16 protein-coding genes are annotated in these 16,524 nt (G+C 62.1%); 7 read left to right on the forward strand and 9 right to left on the reverse strand.

The window, feature by feature from the left end; genetic code table 11:
* The first annotated feature begins 3 nt into the window (after window positions 1–3).
* The 4 genes from AC0QDI_RS19450 (at window position 4) to AC0QDI_RS19465 (ending at window position 2,130) form a co-directional block, all read left to right on the forward strand.
* Window positions 4–429, forward strand: coding sequence for a NusA-like transcription termination signal-binding factor (locus AC0QDI_RS19450; protein ID WP_474670986.1), 426 nt, complete (start codon window positions 4–6; stop codon window positions 427–429).
* Between the two features lie 234 nt (window positions 430–663).
* On the forward strand, window positions 664–1,092 hold the full coding sequence (locus AC0QDI_RS19455) for a 30S ribosomal protein S12 (RefSeq protein WP_004267302.1): 429 nt from the start codon (window positions 664–666) through the stop codon (window positions 1,090–1,092).
* Between the two features lie 2 nt (window positions 1,093–1,094).
* Window positions 1,095–1,703, forward strand: a complete 609-nt coding sequence (locus AC0QDI_RS19460) for a 30S ribosomal protein S7 (protein ID WP_474670989.1) — start codon at window positions 1,095–1,097, stop codon at window positions 1,701–1,703.
* 298 nt (window positions 1,704–2,001) lie between these two features.
* On the forward strand, window positions 2,002–2,130 hold the full coding sequence (locus tag AC0QDI_RS19465; RefSeq protein WP_474670991.1) for a DUF7503 family protein: 129 nt from the start codon (window positions 2,002–2,004) through the stop codon (window positions 2,128–2,130).
* 2 nt (window positions 2,131–2,132) lie between these two features.
* Here AC0QDI_RS19465 and AC0QDI_RS19470 read toward each other — a convergent pair whose 3' ends face one another.
* The 3 genes from AC0QDI_RS19470 to AC0QDI_RS19480 form a co-directional block, all read right to left on the reverse strand.
* Window positions 2,133–4,238 carry a hypothetical protein gene (locus AC0QDI_RS19470; protein ID WP_474670993.1) on the reverse strand — a complete coding sequence of 702 codons (2,106 nt, stop codon included), beginning with the start codon at window positions 4,236–4,238 and terminating at the stop codon, window positions 2,133–2,135.
* Between the two features lie 64 nt (window positions 4,239–4,302).
* The gene (locus AC0QDI_RS19475) at window positions 4,303–5,001 is read right to left on the reverse strand and encodes a DUF7504 family protein (RefSeq protein WP_474670995.1); all 699 of its coding nucleotides are present in this window, start codon (window positions 4,999–5,001) and stop codon (window positions 4,303–4,305) included.
* Between the two features lie 231 nt (window positions 5,002–5,232).
* The gene (locus AC0QDI_RS19480; RefSeq protein WP_474670996.1) at window positions 5,233–5,988 is read right to left on the reverse strand and encodes a DUF5781 family protein; all 756 of its coding nucleotides are present in this window, start codon (window positions 5,986–5,988) and stop codon (window positions 5,233–5,235) included.
* A gap of 454 nt (window positions 5,989–6,442) precedes the next feature.
* Here AC0QDI_RS19480 and AC0QDI_RS19485 point away from each other — a divergent pair, with 454 nt between their 5' ends.
* Window positions 6,443–8,629, forward strand: coding sequence for an elongation factor EF-2 (locus tag AC0QDI_RS19485; protein WP_474670997.1), 2,187 nt, complete (start codon window positions 6,443–6,445; stop codon window positions 8,627–8,629).
* Window positions 8,630–8,963: 334 nt separating this feature from the next.
* Here the strand turns inward: AC0QDI_RS19485 and serS are convergent, their stop codons facing one another.
* Window positions 8,964–10,343, reverse strand: coding sequence for a serine--tRNA ligase (gene serS, locus AC0QDI_RS19490; RefSeq protein ID WP_474670998.1), 1,380 nt, complete (start codon window positions 10,341–10,343; stop codon window positions 8,964–8,966).
* 120 nt (window positions 10,344–10,463) lie between these two features.
* On the opposite strand from serS, the gene AC0QDI_RS19495 reads away from it, so the two are divergent.
* On the forward strand, window positions 10,464–11,672 hold the full coding sequence (locus AC0QDI_RS19495) for a potassium channel family protein (RefSeq protein WP_474670999.1): 1,209 nt from the start codon (window positions 10,464–10,466) through the stop codon (window positions 11,670–11,672).
* 168 nt (window positions 11,673–11,840) lie between these two features.
* Here the strand turns inward: AC0QDI_RS19495 and AC0QDI_RS19500 are convergent, their stop codons facing one another.
* From AC0QDI_RS19500 to AC0QDI_RS19515, 4 genes are all read right to left on the reverse strand, one after another.
* The gene (locus AC0QDI_RS19500; protein WP_474671000.1) at window positions 11,841–12,422 is read right to left on the reverse strand and encodes a magnesium transporter; all 582 of its coding nucleotides are present in this window, start codon (window positions 12,420–12,422) and stop codon (window positions 11,841–11,843) included.
* Window positions 12,422–12,997, reverse strand: coding sequence for a magnesium transporter (locus AC0QDI_RS19505; RefSeq protein ID WP_474671001.1), 576 nt, complete (start codon window positions 12,995–12,997; stop codon window positions 12,422–12,424). Before AC0QDI_RS19505 ends, AC0QDI_RS19500 begins: the two co-directional genes overlap by 1 nt.
* Window positions 12,998–13,144: 147 nt before the next feature.
* Window positions 13,145–13,594, reverse strand: a complete 450-nt coding sequence (gene crcB, locus AC0QDI_RS19510; protein ID WP_474671406.1) for a fluoride efflux transporter CrcB — start codon at window positions 13,592–13,594, stop codon at window positions 13,145–13,147.
* Between the two features lie 5 nt (window positions 13,595–13,599).
* Complete coding sequence (locus tag AC0QDI_RS19515) at window positions 13,600–14,007, reverse strand: CrcB family protein (protein WP_474671003.1); 408 nt, start codon at window positions 14,005–14,007, stop codon at window positions 13,600–13,602.
* A 362-nt stretch (window positions 14,008–14,369) separates the two neighbouring features.
* On the opposite strand from AC0QDI_RS19515, the gene AC0QDI_RS19520 reads away from it, so the two are divergent.
* A complete protein-coding gene (locus AC0QDI_RS19520) occupies window positions 14,370–15,314 on the forward strand; it encodes a cation diffusion facilitator family transporter (protein WP_474671005.1) in 945 nt (314 codons plus the stop codon).
* Here AC0QDI_RS19520 and AC0QDI_RS19525 read toward each other — a convergent pair.
* Window positions 15,290–16,456 (reverse strand): ATP-binding protein, encoded by a 1,167-nt coding sequence (locus tag AC0QDI_RS19525; protein WP_474671006.1) that lies wholly within the window; start codon window positions 16,454–16,456, stop codon window positions 15,290–15,292. The two genes, AC0QDI_RS19520 and AC0QDI_RS19525, sit on opposite strands and share 25 nt — an antisense overlap.
* Window positions 16,457–16,524: the final 68 nt, after the last annotated feature.

The following is a 16,524-nucleotide window of genomic DNA, read 5'->3' on the forward strand; positions in this document are numbered from 1 at the left end:
TCGATGGGTGTTACCCTCGACGACGACGCCCGCCAGTATCTCGGTGCATTCGAGGACGTGACCGGCGTCGACGGTCGGGACTGTCTCGTCACCGAGAGCGGTAACCGGCTCTTGATCGTCGTCGAACGCGGCGGAATGAGCGAGGCGATCGGCCCCGGCGGTCGGACTGTCCAGCGATTCGAGGACCGGGTCGATGCGCAGGTTCGTCTCGTCGAAGGCGCGGACGATCCCGAGGCGTTCGTCGCAAACGTTCTCGCGCCAGCGGCCGTCTACAACGTCACCATCAGCGAAAACGACGATACGGTCGCCTACGTCGAGGTCGCCGAAGACGACCACGGCGTCGCGATCGGAACGAACGGCCGGACGATCGACGCCGCCCGGACGCTCGCAAATCGTCACTTCGGGATCGACGACATCCAATTACTCTGATTTTCCGTCGTCCTCGCCCGGTCGCCCGTCGCTCCGTGTGCGATCAGTGCGATCTCGCACCGACTCGCGTTCGGGAACCTCTCATCCGCCGAACGCCGCTAACCCGCGCTCCGGGCGTAACTCGAGTCAACGAAACGTCCGCAGAGTCGGCGAACGCCACATCTAAAGCGATCTCGAGCCGTCACGCGGAGTCGAAACGGGTCGCTTAAGTGCCTTCGTCGGATACCGACTCCCATGGCAAACGGCAAATATGCCGCGCGGAAGCTCAAGAAGGACCGCCAGAATCAGCGGTGGTCCGACTCTGACTACGCGCGACGCGCCCGCGGACTTCGCGAGAAGTCTGACCCGCTCGAGGGCGCACCGCAGGCTCGCGGTATCGTACTCGAAAAGGTCGGCATCGAGGCCAAACAGCCCAACTCGGCGATCCGAAAGTGCGTCCGAGTGCAGCTGATCAAGAACGGCAAGCAGGTCACCGCGTTCTGTCCCGGTGACGGTGCCATCTCGTTCATCGACGAACACGACGAAGTCACCATCGCCGGGATCGGTGGGGCGAAGGGTCGTGCGATGGGCGACCTCTCCGGTGTCAACTACAAGGTCGACAAGGTCAACGGCGTCGCACTGAAAGAACTCGTTCGCGGGAACGCTGAAAAACCGGTGCGATAATCATGGCTGCAGAAGATCAACCGGAACCGGACGCACCGGCCGGTGGCGCAGACGTTTCGGCGAAGCTCTTTGGCACGTGGGAAATCGGCGAACTCGAGTACGCCGATCCCTCGACCGAGCGCTACATCACGGTGACTCCCGTCGCTCACACCGCGGGTCGCCACGCCGGCAAGCAGTTCAAGAAGTCCCAGATCTCGATCGTCGAGCGCTTCATCAACCGCTTGATGCAGACCGAGGAGAACACGGGCAAGAAACAGCAGTCGCTTAACCACGTCCGTGATGCGTTCGAGCTCATTCACGAGCAAACCGAGGAGAATCCCATTCAGGTGCTCGTGACCGCAGTCGAGAACGCGGCCCCGCGGGAGGAGACCGTCCGCCTGAAGTACGGCGGGATTTCGGTCCCGAAGGCCGTCGACGTCGCCCCGCAGCGTCGTGTCGACCAGGCCCTGAAGTTCCTCTCGGAGGGCGTCTACAACGCGTCGTTCAAGACGACGACGGACGTCGAGGAGGCCATCGCCAACCAGCTCATCGGCGCGGCCAACTACGACGTCCAGACGTACGCCGTCAGTCAGAAAGAAGAGAAAGAGCGCGTCGCGGCAGCCGCCCGCTAACGGGAGTTATCGATTCGTTTTTCGGCCGATTCCCCATCCGTCGAGCGCCATCGCTTTTCAGCCCGCTCTCTCCTCGGCCCCTCGTGTGGAAGAGCGCGTTGATCAGTGCTCGAGTGGTAGTACAGCGGCTCGAGGCCGTACTGAGATTGGTGCTATTATGGGACAATTTGTATTTGATGTAAGGACAGTTCTTTCAATATAATTTCAATCAGTAGTCCATCATATTGGTATTATCTATCCTCTGTATATTATATTAAAATAAATTCATCATAGTGTGGTACTATTATCCGAGTGTACCATGACGGACATTACACAGTACTTGAAGAACCATCCACGAATGATTGGCGGCCTGTTCACGATTCTGCTGTTGCTGGCACAGGCGGGGAATGTCGCAGCTGCAAACAGTGCTGTCTTCATGGGCCCCTGAAACTAGATATTAGTAGACAGCAACTCATCACTCCACCGAACTTTCCCGTTGAGTAACACGGGAAATTTTCCCTCGTTATAAAATTTTTCCAGTTCCGGACTAGTTACTGATATATCTGTCATAGTGTGTGGGATCACTTTGTACAAGTCGACTGACTCCAAATAAGGGGAAAAAACACCACCTCTCCTCATTTCTGCTGATATATATGGAATAACATCAACAGCAGTGTCTTCCTTTTCCCCTTTCACTATACATGCATTTGGTATTCGGGTTTCTGACTGCGCGATCGTCGTTCGTGCGTCACCGACCATACGATACTGTTGTCCAACAACACTTTCCTGACGAGCGATATCAAGTGCACCGTAGAGCGGAAATCCGAGGTTTAGCAATCGAGCAATGAGGCTTCCTATCCTCACTGCACCACTATTGACAACGTTACCAAGCGTCACTATTCCACCGATACTTCCGGATTTAACGAGATGCAATCCCTGATCATGAGATTGACATGCATTTAGTAGAAATGCCTTTGCACCGACCGCGTCAACCGTCGCGGCATTTAGTTTTCCATCTGAACATTGGAAACCCTCTATATCGATATGGCCGATATAATGCAGAAAATCACTGTCCCTCGCAAGTACCTCTGTAAGAGCAGCTGTAGTAAGTTCGTAGTGAATAGTTGTTTCAAATGGCAGTTCTTCCCTGGTTCCGTATGTTCCATTGACACTCTCGAGCTCCTCTCTCATATCGGGGTCATTACAGATAACCTCAATCTCAATAGGACCGTCTTTTGGTGCCCGTCCGATGCTGTTTTCGTATGCTACCAATGGTGCTGTACTAGTTATTTCCGTACCATTTATCCCAGTCCATGATTGTAGAATCGTCGGTAGTTGTGATGGGTTACTGGACTGAGATATAGTCTTATTTCCGCGAGTAGTGTGAGAACTCGTACTTCGAACGAAATCATCACTATGTCGAGTAAATTTGTTGATTGCTTTTTCCGCTACTGGATCTGCTAGTGATTGATTATCAGATCCTTCCTGAATTTTGATGATCGCGAGGTCATTGGTGGCGAACGGGAGAAATTGGATGTACTCTGCAGTCGGTTCAAATTGCGTCTCCAGTTGCCAGTTAGGGAGATACGGTTCCAAAGTAGTGTATGAAACCTCGAGAAATGTCTCTACCCGTTCAACAAGTGGTTGATTGTACGCAACCTTGGGATCAAACTCGAGGACTGATTCGACCATCTCGCGTTCGTGCAGTGGAAAGGGGGCTGTTCCCTCCGTGCGAACGACGCAGTCGAGAAAGAATATCTGTCTCAATACTCGTTCGACTGCTATATCGAAGCCGTTTTGGCAATTTAATGAGTATCTATAGCCAGAGTTGGTGGCTAGCTCAGGGTTCGTACCCGGAACTACATCTGCGTTAAGATAGTACGCCAACGGTGCAGCCACGAATGCATTTCGAAGCGTCGCAGGAATCTCTATGCGGATCCCTGCTTCGTCCTTGTCGAATTTCTCAGGAATATACAATTCATCACCAATTTCGAGACGAGGCGGATGTCCACGAAGTGTCGGATAGGTTCGTTCTGGGTTCGTTGTTTTTAACGCTGAACCAAAGGCAGACACCGCCGACATAACGTCCGTCGGGTCGGTTGTCGTTTTAATCGTCCCTGCCGGTCGCTGGTGGAATGATCGTACACCCAGAATAACCTGCGTTGCATCCCCGAAATCGATGTACGTTTGGTCGCTATCTGAATAAATATAGGCTGAGCTATTAACATCCGCGTAGACCTTCATTGGTCCCGATATATCTAGCGTATACTCGCCGTATGAGAGTTCCTTCTGTTCTCTCGGGCGAACTTTTGCTACCATCGTCTTCTCTGAATTACGAACGAGGACTTGGTCAGTAGTCGGCAGTGTGATTGAATCAGTTGTAACCGTTACCGCTGCATCAATTGGGAATCCAATTTGATCGACAGACGCTGACTCGAGCGAAACCGGCTCGTTCATCGTCAGCCGATATCGGTGTCGTTCGATCGGATCGATTATCTCGATCCCAGCGTCTGTTGGCTCGAATTTCGGTTTCATTGAAACGGATGAGTGGCTCATAGGGCGTCTCTGGAATCGCTTGTGGCTGTTCCCGAGGCCGGACCGACAGCCCAGCGACTGACCGTTACTCCGAATCGATCGGCAGCCAGCCGGAACTGTAGGCCCCGTCGTCGATCTCCCACCGCTCCTGATAGCCGTCGTTTTGCTCTCGAAGCTCGACGATCACGTCGAAAAGCGGCGAGAGGATTGGAACGACCTGTGCGTCCCGTTCGACAGGCAGGTGGTAGTGCACCATTCCGTCGATGTCCCTCGTTCGGCCGTTGATCAAATGCAGGAACTTGAACATTCGCTGTCTGCCGTACTCCTCGAGGAGGGGGAGCAACGAATCGATTCCGACCCTGACCTCGGACGGCTCGAGCGCGTCGGCGGCGGTTTCGAAGGACTCGATCGCACTCGAGATGGCGATGCCGAGGTCGGCGAGGGTATCGACATCGGTCGTCGACGGTTCGATCGATGGCGAAGCACCCGGAGCGGTCGCCGCGGCACTGCGCGCCTGCGCGTTGTAGGTGATAACCGAAAGCGTCTCCGAACGACCGTCGTCGACGGCGTGCGTGAGGAGGTGCGGTTCGCCGGTCGTCGAGACCAGGACGCGTCGCCGGACACGGCTGGCCCCACAACCCAGCAGCCGTTGACAGGTATCTCGACGCTGGTCGGACTGAACGGAGCCCACGACGAGAACGCTCGCTCCCTGGCGTTTCAACCGCGTTAGCTCGTCGGAGAAGCCGTCCCCGTTCGTCCCCTCACAGTCCGTTCCCGAGAGCATCACTAGTATGTTCCACGGCTTTATTCCCTCAAACAATAAATGTTCGGGTGGAGGGGTACGGACAACGCTTCGACGAACCGCCGTCTCTGGTACCCGCTCGAGTCCCCCGATCACACCGCTCACCGTCGCGATTCGGGTCGTGACGAATCATACGGTTAGCTGTCAGTCAGTTCCGGCGCGACCGCAGGCAGGACTCGCGGTCGCGCCGGTACACTGGGACGGCGAACCGTCTCAGTCCGCCGCGGGTCCCTTGCCGCCGACGTACGCCCGGGTCGCATCGACGAGCACCTGCCGGTAGGAACTCGTGTCGGGTTCCCGTGCGAGCTCTCGGAACCGCCGTTTGAACGCCTCGAAGTCGACCTTTGGTGCATCCATCGCGGCCGCGTGCGCGAGGTCGTAAAGCCGGTGGTCCCTGTCGACGAGATCGTGTCGTTCTGCGAGAGCCAGCGCGAACGCGGCGTTCACGGCCGTGATCTCTGGATCGGCGCTCGCGGAGAGGCGCTGGAGGCCGGGCCGGGGCGGCGTTTCGGGCCGGTCGGCGACCGCCGCGGCGAGGCTCGACTCGAGGAAGGAGAGCAGTTTCTCGCCGGGACCGACCGAGAGCGTGATGTCGTCGGCGTAGATGTCTTTCATGTGGTTTGCGATCTGATAGCAGTGTGAGAGTTTGCGCCGTTCGACGCTCTTGCCGGCCAGCGCGAGGTAAAGCACTTCTTCGGTCGACTGGATATGGGAGGGGTGTCGCTGCTCGTGGCGAGCCATGTGTGCGAACTCGTGAAGGGCGAGTTCGCGGGCCATCGCCGACGAGGCGGCTTGCCTCGAGATGTTGAGCACGTGGCGATCGTCGTCGTGGGCGGCCCAGGTTCGTTCGTCCGGATCGTCGCGGAGGTGGACGTAGACCGGCAACGAGAGGTCGTGTTCGGTTTCGAAGAGGTCGCGGGCGCTGAGGAATGGAGAGGTCGGGCCCGGCCCCTGAACGCGGATATCCATGTGTGATACTAGCAAGAGCCGACGGGATTTGACTCTTGCGTGCGATTGCACGCGGGTGAATCGGGCCGCCAAGCGAGCGAAGAGCAGTGGCCACTGCAACTATTCACAGACTGATCGAACTGTAGCCGTGCGATCAGATCTGCGGTGACTTTCGGTGGATTCTGCTTGCCCTCCGCACGGCTACGGTGTCGATGTGAGTGCGGATCCCGGTGTTCCGCGATCGTGCGGTCGCGACACCGTGGACCGGGTGTCTCAGACGGTTTGCCGTCCCGATGTACCGGCTCGAACCGGCCTGCGGTCGCGCTGGAACTGACTGATAGCAGACCGTATCACATTATGAGTGGGATTCACTCACCCAAATTGGATATTCAAACGTTCAAACCGGGAAAGACGACGAATTCCGGCGGCGACGAAACACTACCCTTTTGACCCCGCTGGCGGTAATGGGGTATATATGGGCCGACGCAAGAAGATCGTCCAAGAGTGTGAACGGCTGATGGACGAACCGGAGAACATCCGGAACATCGCCATCGCCGCTCACGTCGACCACGGGAAAACGACACTTTCTGACAACCTCCTCGCCGGTGCCGGCATGATCTCCGATGAGACTGCCGGTGAACAGCTCGCGATGGACACGGAAGAAGACGAGCAGGAGCGCGGGATCACCATCGACGCGGCGAACGTTTCGATGACCCACGAGTACGAGGGAACGAACCACCTCATCAACCTCATCGACACGCCGGGCCACGTCGACTTCGGTGGCGACGTCACCCGAGCGATGCGCGCCGTCGACGGTGCGCTCGTCGTCGTCGACGCCGTCGAAGGGGCCATGCCCCAGACCGAGACGGTGCTCCGACAGGCGCTCCGAGAGGGCGTCAAGCCGACCCTGTTTATCAACAAGGTCGACCGCCTGATCTCCGAACTGCAGGAAGGACCCGAAGAGATGCAGAACCGACTCCTGTCGGTCATCCACGACGTCAACGAGCTCATCCGCGGGATGACCGAGGAGCGAGACGACATCGACGACTGGACCGTCTCCGTCGAGGACGGCACCGTCGGCTTCGGTTCCGCGCTGTACAAGTGGGGCGTCTCCATGCCCTCGATGCAGCGCACCGGGATGGACTTCGGCGAAATCATGGAACTCGAGCGCAACGACGAGCGCCAGGAACTCCACGAGCGGACGCCGTTGTCGGACGTCGTGCTCGACATGGTCTGTGAGCACTTCCCGAACCCGGTCGACGCCCAGCCCCGGCGTATCCCGCGCATCTGGCGCGGTGACGAGGAGTCCGAACTCGCCGAATCGATGCGACTCGTCAATGAGGACGGCGAAGTCGTCTTCATGGTCACCGACATCGCGATGGACCCCCACGCCGGCGAAGTCGCCTCCGGCCGCGTCTTCTCGGGCTCCCTCGAGAAGGGCCAGGAGCTGTACGTCTCCGGGACCGCGGGCAAGAACCGCGTCCAGTCCGTCGGGATCTACATGGGTGGCGAACGCGAGGAAGTCGATCACGTTCCCGCCGGAAACATCGCCGCCGTCACCGGCCTCAAGGACGCCATCGCCGGCTCGACGGTCTCGAGTATCGAGATGACGCCGTTCGAGACGATCGAACACATCTCGGAACCGGTCATCACCAAGAGCGTGGAGGCCCAGACGATGGACGACCTGCCGAAGCTCATCGAGACCCTTCGACAAGTGTCCAAGGAGGACCCCACGATCCAGATTACGATCAACGAGGACACCGGCGAGCACCTGATCTCCGGACAGGGTGAACTCCACCTCGAGGTCATCACCCAGCGTATCGAGAAGAACCAGGGGATCCCGGTCAACACCGGCGAACCGATCGTCGTCTACCGGGAAGCGATCCAGCGCGCGAGCGATCAGGTCGAAGGTATCTCGCCCAACCGCCACAACCGCTTCTACATCTCCGTCGAGCCGCTGCCGGAGGACGTCGTCGACACGATCAAGAAGGGAGAGGCGTCGATGGACATGCCCGAGCAGGAACGCCGCGAGGCGCTCCAGGACGCCGGCATGGACAAGGACGACTCGCAGGAAGTCGAACACATCCACGGCTCGAACATCCTGCTGGACCAGACGAAGGGTATCCAGCACTTGAACGAGACGATGGAGCTGTTCATCGAGGGACTCGAGGAGGCCCTCGACAACGGTCCGCTCGCGAACGAGCCGGTTCAGGGGACGCTCGTCCGCCTGCACGACGCGCGACTCCACGAGGACACGATCCACCGCGGTCCGGCACAGGTCATTCCCGCGACCCGGAACGCCGTCCACAAGGCGCTGATCGACGGGCAGATCAAGATCCTCGAGCCGATGCAGGACGCCCGTATCGACGTTCCCAACGACCACATGGGCGCTGCCTCCGGCGAGATTCAGGGCCGCCGTGGCCGCGTCGACGACATGTACCAGGAAGGCGACCTCATGGTCGTCGAGGGTATCGCACCCGTCGGCGAGATGATCGGCTTCGCGAGCGACATCCGCTCCGCGACCGAGGGCCGCGCCTCCTGGAACACCGAGAACGCCGGCTTCGAGGTCATGTCCAACTCCCTCCAGCGCGACAAGATCATGGAGATCCGAGAGCGCAAGGGCATGAAGCTCGAGCTGCCGCCAGCGATCGACTACCTCTAACGACCGTTTTTCCTCTCGGGTTCACTCACTCCGTTCGTTCACCGCTCGAGCAAAAAATCTCGACCAAAAAAGGCCGCGAGCGTCGACGACGCTCGCGGTACAATAACTGGACTGCTAGTCCAGCCTGTCACTAGCTGTTTGTCTGTGAGCGTTCAAATCGTATGCGGCCGCGGCTCGAGAGCCGGAACCGAAGCGTCTCGTGGGAATCTTATCACCTGACGCGGACGAAGACACACGAAACGCAGTCGAGCGATTCGGCGGCCGTGACGAAGCCCGGTTCTAGCGGGCGCGAAACGCGTTCGAAAAGTGAGCTACTGTGTTCCGTTTCGATTCGTCACTCTCGTTCGCCTGCACCGAGCGCGGCCTCGCCGACCTTCTCGTGGCCCTCGATGACCTCTTTCCCGCCCATGTACGGCTGCAGGGGTTCGGGGATCGTCACCGTGCCGTCCTCGTTCTGGTAGTACTCGAGGAGCGCCACCATAACCCGGGGAATCGCCAGCCCGGAGGCGTTCAGTGTGTGCAGGTAGTCGGCCGACTCGTGACGTTCGGGCCGGTAGCGCAGGCCGGCGCGGCGGGCCTGGAAGTCCTCGAAGTTCGACGCGCTCGAGACCTCGAGCCAGCGGCCGCCTTCCTCGGGACCGTCGTCCATGTCGTCGCCGGGGGCCCAGACCTCGATGTCGTAGGTCTTGGCGCTGGCGAAGGTCAGATCGCCGGTACAGAGTTCGAGGATGCGGTAGGGGAGCCCGAGCTGTTTGAGGACTTCCTCGGCTTCTTCGAGGAGGTTCTCGAGGCGGTCGTAGCTCTCCTCGGGTTCGACGAAGTTGACGAGTTCGACCTTGTTGAACTGGTGGACGCGGACGATGCCCCGCGTTTCGGTGCCGTGTTCGCCGGCCTCGCGCCGGAAGTTGGGGGTGTAAGCCTGGTGTTTGAGCGGGAGATCGTCGTCGAGGAGGATCTCGTTCGCGTACATGTTGGTGACCGGCACCTCCGCGGTGGGGCAGAGCCAGAGGTCGTCTTCGTCGTACTCCTCCTCGTTGCTGCCGCCCAGTCGGTAGGCGTCGTCGGCGAACTTCGGGAGCTGGCCGGTGCCGCGCATGGAGGCGCTCTTGACCGGAATCGGCGGAAAGAGGTCGACGTAGCCCTGCTCGCGGTGGAGGTCCAGCATGAACTGGATCAGGGCGTGCTCGAGCTGTGCGCCCTCGCCTTTGAGGAAGTAGAAGCCGGCACCGGTCGTCTTGGCGGCGCGTTCCTCGTCGATGATGTCGAGTTCCTCGCCGAGGTCGTAGTGGGGCGTGACCTCGTCGGGCAACTCGTGCGAGTCGTCGAATCCCCAGCGCCGGTCCTCGACGTTGTGCCGCTCGTCGATTCCCAGCGGAACGCTCTCGTGGGGGACCTGCGGGATCTCGAGCATCCGTTCTCTGAGTTCCTCCTCGAGGGCGACCCCCTCTTCCTCGACCTCCTCGATCTCGGCTTTGAGCTCCCGGGAACGCTCGATGGCTTCCTCGCGTTCCTCGTCTTTCCCGTCGGCGACGAGCGTGCCGATCTTCTTGGTGATCTGGTTGCGATCGTGGCGCAGGTCGTCGCCGCGAGCCTTCAGTTCGCGCCACCGCTCGTCGAGTTCGAGTAGCTCGTCGAGGTCGACGTCGGCCCCGCGGTTCTCTAAGGCCTCGCGCACCTCGTCGGGGTTCTCGCGCAGATAGGTCCGGTCGAGCATTGGTCTTGCTCGTGCGTTCTTTGCGCCCGGGCAAAACCGTGTCGGAAGGCCGCCTCCCCCTCGTTCGCTCGAGCCGTCGGCGGGAAACGCTTTTTTCGTCGGCGAGCCGACTCTCACGGTATGGACCCGCTCGAGGGCGAGCTGTCGTCGGCGTCGATCGAGTACGAGCCCGTCAGCGTCAAGGACGTGCTCGTGGAGATGAAGGACACGGCGGAGCTGTTGATCGACCTCTCGTACTCGGCGGTGCTCCACCAGAGCGAGCCGCTCGCGACGGAGGTGCTCCGGCTGGAAGAGCGGATGGACGTCCTCGAGTTGCGCGCGCGGATGAGCCTCCTGATGGCCGCGCGAAAGCCCGCGGACGCGGAACAGCTCGCGCCCGTCCTCGGGATCGTGGGCGCGGCCGACGGGATCAGCGACGCCGCCGGCGACATCGCGAAGATCGTCCTCGAGGACGTGGGGCTGCCCGAAGCGATGCGAGCGGCGCTGCCGGACGCGGCTGGTACTCTCGTTCGGGGCGTCGTCGCCTCGGACTCCTCCTACGCCGGGCGAACGCTGAAAGAGATCGACCTCGAGTCGGAGACGGGCGTGCGTGCGATCGCGCTCCGGCGGGGGAACGAGTGGCTGCTCAACCCCGGCCCGAACACGCGCGTCGAGGCGGACGACGTGGCGTTTCTTCGGGGCCCCGACTCGTCGATCGGCGACGTTTACGAGACGCTGACCGGCGAGGTCTACGAGGCCCCCTCCGTCGAGACGGCCGACATCGACGATCTGGAGCGGGCGGTCGACACCATCATCCACATGAAGGACTTCTCCGAGCTCGCGGTCGATCTGGCCTACAGCAGCGTGCTGTTCGACAGCGAGGAGCTCGCCGAGGAGGTCCGCAACCTCGAGGTCGAGGTCGACGCGATGCAGTCGCGATTCGAGGCGTGGACGCTGCGGGCGGCCGCCGACGCGCCGGATCCGGTCGCCTTGCGGGGGCTGATCCAGTTAGGCAGCAGTACGGAGCGGATCAGCGACACCGCGATCGAGATCAGCGAGGGCGTCCTGCGGGACATCGACGTCCACCCGGTCGTGCAACTGGCCGTCCAGGAGAGCGACGAGATCATCACCCGCGTCGTGGTCGAGACGGGGAGCGAACTCGACGGCACGGCGGTCACCGCCGGCGTTCCCGACGCCGAGTCGACGATGTCGGTGATCGCCATCCGCAGACCCAGCGAGGGGTGGCTGCTGGTCGCGGACGCCGACGCCGAGTTACGCGGCGGCGACGTGCTCATCTCGAAAGGGACTCGGACCGCCGCTGCGGACTTCCGGGAACTCGCGGCCGCGTAGCCCCGATTTACCTTCGTCGCGACGGACCGCTGCTCCCGTTCGTTCTTTAAGTGCCTCTAGTCATAAGGTGAAGATACGACGGGAGAACGGTCCCTTCTCGAGCCCGCTAATCACCGAGACGCGAGTCTCCGGACCGTCCGAGCTCGTCTCGCACGGGTGAGTTCGATCTCAGTTCAGGACGACGATCGCGACTCCCGACAGGACGATGACGCCGAGAATATCACAGAGGTTCGTGACGACCGGGATCGTCGTATCGTCGGGATCCAGTCCCTGCGTGTAGGAGACGTAGGTCGCACCGATACTGAGCACGACCGCGATGACGGCCAGCAGCATGCCGCTGACCACCGAGATGAGCATGAGGTCGACGAGCGCCATCGGTTCGGCGATGACCCGGCCGACGAGCCAGGCGGCGATACCCAGCGCCGAGAATATCGTCGCCGCGAGCCCCAGAATCGCCAGGATGTTCGTCCAGAGCACCTCGTCTCGGGGATCGAACTCGAGCAGCCCGAGATGCAGCCGCGTCGAGAGCCGCGAGGAGAGGATCGCGCCGAGGTTGCCGCCCATCCCGATCATCACGGGGACGAGCACGAGCAGCGTCGGGTTCGCGAGGTAGGTCTCCTCGAGTTCCTCCAAGATGTACCCCGACCCCATCTCGAGCATCGAGAGGACGAGCAGGATGGGAAACATCGTCAGGACGATGTGTCGGATCGTCCAGGCGTCGAGCGGGTCGTCGGGGTCCGCGGCCGCCATCAGAACACCACCCCCACGACGGTGAGCGCGACGAAGAGGAAGACGACGCCGAAGACGTCGCCGAGCGTGGTGACGATCGGCCCGATCAGGTTGTCCGGATCGAGACCGTACTCGTAGCTCGCGAACACCAGCGCCAGCAGGCCGAAGATCAGGGTGAAGGAAGTCAGGACGCCGGAGACGAGCATGATTCCGACGAGTTCGACGAGCCGCGCGGACTCGCGTCCCAGCACCCGCAGAATGCCCCACGAGAGGAACGCGATGAACACCGAGATACCGATCCCGTTGATGAAGGAGGCGGCGACCGCGTTGACGAGCCGCCGGTTCCACGAGAACGACGGGTCGATCAGCCCCTGGTGGAGCCCGCTCGAGATGCGCGCGCCCAGCGCGCCGTAGACGTTCCCCCGGGTCGCGAGGAACGCGGGGAGCAACAACAGCATTCCGGGGAACCGCTCGAAGCCGGCCGTCATCCCATCGGAGCCGAGTACCGACCCCGCGAAGATCCCGCCGGCGAGGCTGACCGCGAGAATCGGCAGCGACTCGCGGTAGATGCGCCACGCGGTTTGGCGAGCCTCCATAGCGGCGAATGACGTAGTCCGGACATAAACCTACCGCGGGTCCAACGCGAACGCATCGCTCGATGGCGTGTGTATTGGTACCATTTCTGGCCGATCGCTAACGTGTTTCGCCGGGATCGCTCCAGGAGGCCGTTTTTCGACTGTCACTCAGAGCGGACTCGCCGTGACGAGGACCCACGCGAGGCCGATCGCCGCGAGCGAACAGGCGAGGGTGGCCGCGGCGTTGCCGACCGCGAGGATCCGCTCCCCGCGTTCGTACAATCGGACCGTTTCGACCGAAAACGTGGAGAACGTCGTAAACGAGCCACAGATCCCGGTGCCGACGAGCTGAAGCGTCGACTCGCTCGCGCCCGCGAAGATTGCGAGCCCGAAGACGAGACTGCCGACGACGTTGACCGCGAACGTCGCCAGCGGGAATCGATCGCTCGAGGCCCGATCCGAGACCCGCTGACCGACCCAGTAGCGGAGGATCGCGCCGATCGCGCCGCCGGTGCCGACGAGGTGGGCCGGCTCGAGGTCGACGGTGACGGCTGCGCTGGTGAGAGAGACTGCTGTCTCGGCGAGCAGTCGGGCGGTGGCGACTCCCTCGAGAAGCATCGCACTCACGCCGTCTCACCCTCGACGGTCCGGGGTTCACCGACTCGACGCGCGAGCGCTCGCCCCGCGAGCACGCCGAGCAGCCCGAGTCCGTAGTTCGCGGCGACGATGCCGACCAGCGCGAGCGGCTTCGACGCGAGCGCGGTCTGGAGCGCGAACGTGCTGTAGGTCGTCAGCGAGGAGAGAAATCCCGTCGCGAAGACGAGGCGGGCCCGCGAGCCGATGTGACCCGCGTACTCCGCCTCGTAGACCAGAAATCCGAGGACGGCGCTCCCGGCGGCGTTGACGAGAACGATCGAGGGAACGTCCGGGAGCGCTTCCATCGCGAGAAACCGGAGGTTCGAGCCGGCGAAGCCGCCGACGGCGATCAGCGCGAGCGTCTCGAGTCGAACGAGCGGGTGTGCGTCTGCCATGGCTGAGTGGTCAGGTCACGGAGGGACCGTCATACGAACTACTGGACGCCATTTCAGCGCGCCTGCGACCGCCGTGCAGGTGCGCGGGAAACCGTTACAGCAGTCCGTATCAGCCGACCGACGCTCGTCGGATCCTGGCGCGCTGGTATCGACGCCGAACACGGACCGGTGCGTCTCGCCCGGCAGTTGGGTCAGGCGGGCCCCATCGCCCGATCATCTGCCACCTCTCGCGGGCACGCAATGAGGGTTCCGGATGCCGTCATCGATTCGTTTCGGAGTCGTTCCGCGGCCCCGAATCGTGCTCGAGCGCCTCGAGTCGCGGAAGGAAAAGAGCCAAGGTTAGACTGCCTCTAAACCGAGCCATGACCGGAGACGCTGGCGGGGACGGCGGGCGGAGCGGGTTCGCGCGAGCGTCGTGGGCGAACGTCCTCGGCAACGTCGTGAAGATCGTCGCCGAGGGGGCGGTGGGGCTCGCGTTCGGGAGCGTCGCCCTGCTCGCGGACGCGGCCCACTCGCTCGCGGACCTCGTCGCCAGCGTGGTCGTTCTCGTCTGGGGCCGAAGCGCGTTCGACGAGCCCGACACGACCCATCCGCACGGCCACGACCGGATCGAGCCCCTGACGGCGCTGTTCGTCGGTGCCGTCATCGCGCTCCTCGGACTGAATCTCCTCTACCGCTCCGTCGAGGGACTTCTCACCGGCACCGACATCGAGTTCAGCGTCCTGCTCCTCGTTGCCCTCGGCTTCGCGATCGTCGACATGTACCTCGTCTACCGCTACACCGTTCGGATCAACGAGCGCCTGCAGTCGACCGCGCTCGCGGCGCTCGCGAAGGACTGTCTGAACGATATCTACACCTCGGTCGCCGCCATCGTCGGCGTCCTCGGCGTCCTAGTCGGCTATCCGATACTCGATCCCGTCGCCGGCGGCCTCGTCAGCCTGCTGGTCGTCTATCAGGGCGTCGAGATCGGCAGGGAGAACGTCGATTACCTCATCGGTGCCGCGCCCGGCCCCGAGAAGCGCGGGGAGATCACCGACCGCCTGCGGAGCCACCCGGCCGTCGAGGGCGTCCACGACCTGACCGTCTTCTACGACGGCACCGTCCTCGAGGTCGAAGTCCACGTCGAGGTCGACGGCGACATGCCGTTTCGCGACGCCCACGACATCGAATCGGAACTGGTCGATCAGTTGCGAGACCTCGAGGACGTCGGCGACGCACACGTCCACCTCGATCCGTCCGGGATCGGCGAGTGGAAGGAGTCGGCCGACGAGTTCGGATCGCCTTACGACGAGTCCGGGTCGCCGTAGTTGCTTTCGGGGGCGTCCGCGAGAGACGACGCCCGCGGCAACGTGACGACGAAGGTGCTTCCGTCCGGGCCGGTGTCGGCGAGGCTGACGGTGCCGCCGTACCTGCCCGCGAGGATCCGGGAGAGGTAGAGGCCGAGCCCGTGATTGGTCGACTTCCGCTCGAACAGCGACACCCGGGTCGCCTCGGGAATCCCCGGGCCGTTGTCGGCCACCGTGACCGTCACGGTCTCGGGCGCCGCGTCGACGGTCACGCGAACGCGCGGGGCGTCGCCGTCGTTGTGTTCGATCGCGTTCTCGAGGAGGTTCGAAAAGACCCACTGCAGCCCCCGATTTCCCCTGACGGCGACCGCCTCGGGCAGCGTCGCCTCGAGCGCGGCGTCGTCGTACCGGGTGCGACACTCGGCCAGTTGCGACTCGAGCAACGCGGTGAGGTCGACGGTGCCGGTTTCGGGTCCCCGGTTCGCGTCGAGCATCGCCCGCACGTCCTCGATGACGCCGACGAGGTCGTCGCTTTCGTCTTCGATCGTCTCGAGTCGGTCGCGGAGCCGTTCGTCGTCGTACTGCTCGCCTAACAGCGATGCGTGACCGCCGATGATCTGCGAGGAGTTCAGCACCTCGTGTCGGAGGAGGTCGTTCAGGTACATGAGGAGCGCCCGCTCGTCCTCGAGCTGTTCGGCGCGGACGGTGGCCGCCGTCGCTTCGACCTCGCGCTGGATCGCTCGCGCTTCGACGTAGCCGACTGCGAATCCGGCGACGCCGCCCACATTGACGGAGAACTGCGCCCAGCTGAGGTTCCCGGCGAGCGTCGAGGGGACGACGAGCATGGTCAGGAGATTAATCCCGAGAAAACCGACTGCACCGCCGAAACACCACTTGCAAACGCGAGCGTACCGGTTCTCGTCGATGTCGCTTCGGGTGAGCAGATAGCCGCCCCAGACGAGACCGAGGGCAGGACCACCCACGACGGTAACGCTGAGCAGGATATTGGCGATCTCGAGTAGCTCCGCGAACGTGATCAACCAGCCGACGAGGAACACGACCGAGAGCCCGCCGAATCCGCTGATAATCCAGGGGACCGACTGCTGCGTGAGCCACGGGACGGCCGGGCTAGCGCGACCCCGATCCGACGCATCGTGGCTCATCTCGTCGTCGGGTGCCGTGATAGTTCGTGACCGATTCGGTTCATCTACCGTGTGCAAGAGGACGGGGT

The organism is Natrinema sp. LJW11 (genome assembly GCF_056135975.1).